The 6,499-nt window shown below is 73.7% G+C and carries 6 protein-coding genes; all 6 read right to left on the reverse strand.

What is annotated here, in order from left to right; genetic code table 11:
• Positions 1–16: 16 nt before the first annotated feature.
• Positions 17–1,804, reverse strand: a complete 1,788-nt coding sequence (locus tag N0B34_RS17595) for a [protein-PII] uridylyltransferase (protein WP_263732582.1) — start codon at positions 1,802–1,804, stop codon at positions 17–19.
• A gap of 3 nt (positions 1,805–1,807) precedes the next feature.
• Positions 1,808–2,149 carry a P-II family nitrogen regulator gene (locus N0B34_RS17600; RefSeq protein ID WP_263732583.1) on the reverse strand — a complete coding sequence of 114 codons (342 nt, stop codon included), beginning with the start codon at positions 2,147–2,149 and terminating at the stop codon, positions 1,808–1,810.
• Positions 2,149–3,468, reverse strand: coding sequence for an ammonium transporter (locus N0B34_RS17605; RefSeq protein WP_263732584.1), 1,320 nt, complete (start codon positions 3,466–3,468; stop codon positions 2,149–2,151). The genes N0B34_RS17600 and N0B34_RS17605 overlap by 1 nt, the downstream gene beginning before the upstream one ends.
• 157 nt (positions 3,469–3,625) lie before the next feature.
• The gene (ftsY, locus tag N0B34_RS17610; protein WP_263732585.1) at positions 3,626–4,834 is read right to left on the reverse strand and encodes a signal recognition particle-docking protein FtsY; all 1,209 of its coding nucleotides are present in this window, start codon (positions 4,832–4,834) and stop codon (positions 3,626–3,628) included.
• Between the two features lie 45 nt (positions 4,835–4,879).
• Positions 4,880–5,242 carry a hypothetical protein gene (locus N0B34_RS17615; protein ID WP_263732586.1) on the reverse strand — a complete coding sequence of 121 codons (363 nt, stop codon included), beginning with the start codon at positions 5,240–5,242 and terminating at the stop codon, positions 4,880–4,882.
• 131 nt (positions 5,243–5,373) lie between these two features.
• A partial coding sequence (locus N0B34_RS17620; protein WP_263732587.1) for an AAA family ATPase occupies positions 5,374–6,499 on the reverse strand: 1,126 nt, incomplete at its 5' end.

Consider the following 6,499-nt stretch of genomic DNA (forward strand, 5'->3'; position numbering starts at 1 on the left):
TCGTGGGCTCTCGGGGCTACGGACGGTCCAGGGTACCTGCCAGTGCGCGCTCGGCCCGTGCGACGAGGTCGTCCACCAGCCGCTGGCGCCACGTGGTCCAGGCGGCCGGTCCCGCTGCGGAGGCGTCCGCCTCCGTCAGTACCCGGAGCATGCCGAGCAGGTCCGCGCGGTGGTCCACCGCCGTCAGCAGGCGATGCACCGTGGCCGGGTCGTCCAGGTCCTCGGTGGTCGCCAGCTCGGCGAGCGTCAGATGCTCGCGCACCAACCGGACGACGTCCTCCGCGACCTCCTCCGGGAACCCCATCCGCGTGACGACGGGACCGGCCAGCCGGGCCCCCTCGGCGGAGTGGTCGCCGGCACCCGCGCGCTTGCCGATGTCGTGCAGCAGGGCGGCGAGCAGCAGCGTGTCCGACCCGTCCCCGGCCCGCTCGCGGCCGACCCGCGCGACCGTCTCCACGAGGTGGCGGTCCACGGTGTGCCGGTGGATCGGCGACCGCTGCGGGCGGTTGCGCACCGCGGCCCACTCGGGGATCCAGGTGGTGACCACCCCCGCGAGGTCGAGGGCCTCCCACACCGGCACCTGCGCCGGGCCCGAGCCGAGCAGGCTCAGCAGCGCGGTGCGCGCCGAGCGGGGCCACGGCACCGGGAGCGGCGGGGACGTCTCGAGGCTCGCGACCGTCACGGGGGACAGCACGAGACCGGTGCGGGCGGCCGTCGCGGCTGCGCGCAGCGAGAGCACCGGGTCGTCGGCCGGACGGGCGTCGGCGGCGAGCACCAGCTCGCCGTCGTGCTCGACGAGCCCCTCGGCGATCGTGCGCAGCCGCGGCGGCTGTCGGCGGCCACGCACCAGGAACGGCTTCGGCGCGGGGCGCTGCAGCGCCTGCCGGGCGTTGCGGGCCGTGGTGTCGAGCGCGTAGGAGATCACGCGACCCGCCTCCGCGATGGACGCCAGCAGGTCGTCGCGGTCGTCGAAGCCCACGCGGGCGGCGACCTCGTCCTGGTCCGCCAGGATCAGCCGGTTGGTGTGCCGGCCCGTGACCAGCTGCAGCGTGTCCCGCACGTCGAGCAGGTGCTCGTAGGCGGTGTCGACGGCCCCGTGCGGGCGGTCCGTCAGCCAGGTCGCCGCGAGCGCGGAGAGCACGACCGCGTCCCGGATGCCGCCGCGCGCCTCCTTGAGGTCCGGCTCGATGAGGTAGGCCAGCTCGCCGTGACGTTCCGCACGGTTGCGGGTCGAGGCCAGCAGCTCCGGCAGGCGCCGGCGCGCCGCGGCGCGCCAGTCCTCGAGCAGCGCCGACATCGCCCGGGCCACGACCACGGGGTCGCCGGCGACGTGCCGCAGCTCCAGCAGCCCGACGGCTGCGGGCAGGTCCTTGGACGCCACCTGACGGCACTGCGCGACGGACCGCACGGAGTGGTCGAGCTCCAGCCGGGCGTCCCAGATCGGGTACCAGAGCCGCTCGGCGATGTGCGCCAGGTCCTCCGCCGACCGGCCCCGGCCCTCGTGGACCAGCACCAGGTCCAGGTCGCTGACGGGTGAGGCGTCCCCGCGTCCGATGCTGCCGACCGCGCCGAGCGCCATCCCGGTCGTGTCGAGGCCGGCGGTGGCCGTGTCCCACAGCTCCGCCAGGCGCCGGACCACCAGGTCCGCGACCCGGCGGCGGCGCAGCACACCGTCGGCACCGGGACCCGCCAGCTGCTCGGCCAGGTCCAGACGCTCACGACGCAGGTCCCGCACCGCCAGGTGCGGGACCTGCGTCGGCCCCTGCCCGGCCGCTCCCCCCGAGGGCGGCCGCTCGTCGTTCATCGGCTAGAGCGCATCCGGCCCGTGCTCACCGGTGCGCACCCGGGCGACGTCCTCGACAGGCGTCACCCAGACCTTGCCGTCGCCGATCTTCCCGGTCTGCGCGGCCTGGATGATCACCGTCACCGCCCCGTCGGCGTCCTCGTCCGAGACGAGCACGTCGATCTTGACCTTCGGGACCAGGTCGACGGTGTACTCGGCTCCCCGGTAGACCTCCGTGTGCCCGCGCTGGCGGCCGTAGCCGCTGGCCTCGGTCACCGTGAGCCCGGCCACGCCAGCCGCCTGGAGGGCGGACTTCACGTCGTCCAGCCGATGCGGCTGGATGACCGCCGTCACCAGCTTGGTCATCACTTCACCTCCGTCACGACGCGGGTGGCGCCCAGGGTCTCGTACGCGGACTCGCCGTGCACCGCGAGGTCAATGCCGCCGACCTCGACGTCCTCCGGCAGGCGGATGCCGCCGGCGGCCTTGAGGATCGAGCCGATCACCCAGGTGAGCACGAAGGAGAACACCACGGCGAAGGCTGCCACCAGCACCTGTGTGAGGAGCTGGGTCACGCCGCCGCCGTAGAACAGGCCGTTCTTGGACCCGGTCGGGTACCACGCGCCCTGGTTGTTGGTGGCGAGGAACCCGATCAGCACGGTGCCGGTGATGCCGCCGACCAGGTGGACGCCGACGACGTCGAGCGCGTCGTCGAAGCCGAACTTGTACTTGATGCCGATCGCGACCGCGCAGAGCACGCCGGCGACGGCACCGATGACGATCGCACCCCAGGTGTCGACCGCTGCGGCCGCCGGGGTGATCGCGACCAGACCGGCCACGATGCCCGACGCGGCACCGAGGGAGGTCGCGTGACCGTCCCGGACCTTCTCCGTGGCGAGCCACGCGAGCATCGCGACGCAGGTGGCGAGGAACGTGTTCAGCCACGCACGGCCGGCGACCGCGTCCGCGGCACCCTCGGAACCGGCGTTGAAGCCGAACCAGCCGACCCACAGCAGGGCCGCGCCGAGCATGACGAACGGCAGGTTGTGCGGCCGCATGGGCTCACGCGGCCAGCCCTTGCGCTTGCCGAGCAGCAGCGCGAGCGCCAGACCGGCAGCGCCGGCGTCGATGTGCACGACGGTCCCGCCGGCGAAGTCGATCGGTGTGGAGATGTGCTGCGAGATGAACCCGCCGATGCCGAGGAAGCCACCGCCCCACACCATGTGGGCCATCGGGAAGTAGACGATGGTCGCCCAGATCACCGAGAACCAGATCCATGCGCCGAACTTCATGCGATCGGCGATGGCGCCCGTGATCAGCGCGACGGTGATCACTGCGAACGTCGCCTGGAACGCCACGACCGCGAATGCCGGCACCCCGCCCGACGCGAGCGGGCTCGCCGCATCGGTCAGGTTGTTCATCCCGAAGAACTGGAAGGGGTTGCCGAAGAACTGGTTGATCCCTGTGATGTCCGTCCCGAAGGACATCGAGTATCCCCACAGCAACCAGACGAAGCCCACGATCCCCGCTGCGACGTAGTTCATCATCAGCATGTTGAGGACGGACCTGCCCCGGACCATCCCGCCGTAGAAGAACGCCAGCGCAGGGACCGTCATCATGAGGACGATCACTGCGGACGTCAGCATCCAGGCGGTGTTGCCGGAGTTCAGCTGAAAATCTGCCATCAGCATCCGGATTACCCGTTTCTCCCGTCGCCAGCCGGGTGGCTGGACACGGGTCCAACGGTGGAGGACCGGCGTTTCCCGGCGACGCCGCGGGTGTTACGACGGCGTCACGGGCGTCCCCGGCACGTAAACATCGTGTGTCCGGGCGCCCGTCGTCTCACGCTCCGAGAAGACCGTCCACGAACGCCTCCGGCTCGAAGGGGGCCAGGTCGTCCGGCCCCTCCCCCAGGCCGACCAGCTTGACGGGCACCCCGAGCTCGCGCTGCACGGCCACGACGATGCCGCCCTTGGCCGTGCCGTCGAGCTTGGTCAGCACGATGCCGGTCACACCCGCGACCTCGGCGAACACGCGTGCCTGCACCAGGCCGTTCTGCCCCGTCGTCGCGTCCAGCACCAGCAGCACCTCGGAGAGCGGCGCCTCGCGCTGGATCACGCGCGTGATCTTGCCGAGCTCGTCCATCAGGCCCGCCTTGTTCTGCAGCCGGCCGGCGGTGTCCACGAGCACGACGTCGACGCCCTCCGTGCGACCCTCGCGCACCGCGTCGAACGCCACGGCTGCGGGGTCGCCGCCCTCCCGGTCGGCACGGACCGTGCGGACGCCGACGCGGGAGCCCCACGTCGCCAGCTGGTCCGCGGCCGCGGCCCGGAACGTGTCGGCGGCGCCGAGCACCACCGTGCGGCCCTGCGCGACCAGCACGCGGGCCAGCTTGCCGACGGTCGTGGTCTTGCCCGTCCCGTTCACGCCGACGACGAGCAGCACCGCCGGGACCGGCGCGCCGTCGGCGCCCGTGCCGGGCTCCGTGCGCAGGCTGCGGTCGAGGGTCGGGTCGACGATGGCGAGCAGCTGCTCGCGCAGCAGCGCCCGGGCCTGGGCCGGATCCGCGAGGCCCTCGACCCGCACGCGCGTCCGCAGGGCGTCGATCAGCTCGGTGGTGGGGCCGGCGCCGACGTCCGCGAGGAGGAGCGTCTCCTCCAGCTCGTCCCAGTCGTCCTCGGTCAGCCGGTCCCGGGACAGCACCGCCAGCAGGCGGGCGCCGAACGGTGACCCCGACCTGGCCAGCCGGTCGCGGAGTCGGACGAGGCGGCCGGTGGCGGGGGCCGGGACCTCGAGAGGCGGGGCGACCGCCGCCTCCTCGACCGTCGCGGTGTCGACCGTCGCGGTCGGCTCCGTCCCCGGCTGCGGCACCGGCGCGCTCTCGACCTGCGGCTCACCGGTCGGGGCCGGAGCGGCCGGCGGTGCCGGCAGCGTCGGGGTGGTGGTGTCCTCGCCACGACCGCGGCGGCGCACCAGCACGGTCGAGGCGGCGACCACCACGGCGAGCGGGACGCCGCCGGCCAGCAACCAGGTCAGGAGCTCATGAGTCACCGGGACAGTCTGTCGGTGCGGAGGTGCCCGGGGCGAGCCGGCGCCTCAGCGGGAGGCGAGCACTCCGTGCTCGGCGTCGTCGTCGGACCCTCCGGCGTCCCGGCCGGGGAGCACCCGGGCGGCCATCTCCCGCGCGTGCAGCAGCGGCTCGGTCAGCTCGTCCACCGAGACGTAGCCCTCGCCGCGCTCGACGTTGGCCGCGAGCATCTCGCCGAGCGAGACGTCGACGGGCTCGACCGCGGCGGCCCGTGCGGCGGCCACCTGCTCGGCGTCCGGATGACGTCGGGCGCGCAGGCCACGCCGGAACGCCCGCAGCGGCGACTCCTCGTCCCGACCGCGCGGCGTCGACGCCAGGAGGACGACGACGGTGACGAGGAGCGCGACGACGACGAGGATCACAGCGGCCATGGCTCCAGTCTCCGTCGGCCGCCCGGCCTCGACCGGCAGTGGTGACGCATCCCACCGCACCGGTCACACAACCTTCACACCGGCCGCGTCCCGCCCCGTGCCCGGGCCCGTGGACCGGTCCGGTGGTCGGCTCAGGCCGGTACGTCCTCGCGGAGGCGCTGGCTGATCACCGTCGTGACGCCGTCGTCCCGCATGGTCACGCCGTAGAGGGCGTCGGCGATCTCCATCGTCCGCTTCTGGTGCGTGACGATCAGCAGCTGCGAGTCCGCCTGCAGCTCGCGCAGCACCTCGATCAGCCGTCCGAGGTTGGCGTCGTCGAGCGCCGCCTCCACCTCGTCCATCACGTAGAACGGGCTCGGCCGCGCCTTGAAGATCGCCACCAGCAGGGCGACGGCCGTCAGCGACCGCTCGCCACCGGACAGCAGCGACAGCCGCTTGACCTTCTTGCCGGCGGGACGGGCCTCGACCTCGACGCCTGTGGTCAGCATGTCCGTCGGCTCGGTCAGCACCAGCCGTCCCTCACCCCCGGGGAACAGCCGCGGGAACACCTGCTCGAACGCGGCTGCCGTGTCGGCGTACGCCTCGGCGAACACCTGCTCGACGCGCTCGTCGATCTCGCGCACGATCTGCAGCAGGTCCGCGCGGGACGACTTCAGGTCCGCCAGCTGGTCGGTGAGGAACTTGTGGCGCTCCTCCAGCGCCGCGAACTCCTCCAGCGCCAGCGGGTTCACGCGGCCCAGCAGGGCGAGCGCCCGCTCGGCGGCGCGCAGCCGCTTCTCCTGCTGCTCGCGGACGTACGGCACGGACGTCGGTGCCTCGGGATCGGGCTCGGTGCCGGGGGCGAGCACCACCGGCACCGGCTGGTGGGGGCCGTACTCCTCGACCAGCACCTCGGGGTCGATGCCGAGCTCCTCGACCGACCGCTGCGCGAGGGCCTCGATGCGCAGGCGCTGCTGGGTGCGGGCGACCTCGTCGCGGTGCGCCACGTCGGTGAGCTCGGCGAGCTGCGCCGTCAGCACCTCGGCACGAGCTCGGGTCGCGGCGAGCCCCTGGTCCCGCTCCGCACGGGCCGCCTCGGCGGCGTCCCGCTCCTGCGAGGCGCGCCGCAGGGACTCGTCGAGCACCAGCAGCGCGCGGCGCGCGCCCTCGTGCACGGCGGCCGCGACGGCCGCCTGGCGGGCGCGGGCGCGTTCCCGCTCCGCGGCACGCTCGCGCGCCGTCCGTTCCGCGGCAGCGGCACGCTCGAGCGAGTCGGCG

The sequence above is a fragment of the Cellulomonas sp. SG140 genome (assembly GCF_025770785.1).
Lineage (GTDB): Bacteria > Actinomycetota > Actinomycetes > Actinomycetales > Cellulomonadaceae > Cellulomonas.

Bases quoted from the DNA above. Each gene is read 5' to 3' on its own strand.
- N0B34_RS17605 (WP_263732584.1), bottom strand. From the start codon at position 3,468: ATGGCAGATTTTCAGCTGAACTCCGGCAACACCGCCTGGATGCTGACG.
- N0B34_RS17595 (WP_263732582.1), bottom strand. From the start codon at position 1,804: ATGAACGACGAGCGGCCGCCCTCGGGGGGAGCGGCCGGGCAGGGGCCG.
- N0B34_RS17600 (WP_263732583.1), bottom strand. From the start codon at position 2,149: ATGACCAAGCTGGTGACGGCGGTCATCCAGCCGCATCGGCTGGACGAC.
- N0B34_RS17615 (WP_263732586.1), bottom strand. From the start codon at position 5,242: ATGGCCGCTGTGATCCTCGTCGTCGTCGCGCTCCTCGTCACCGTCGTC.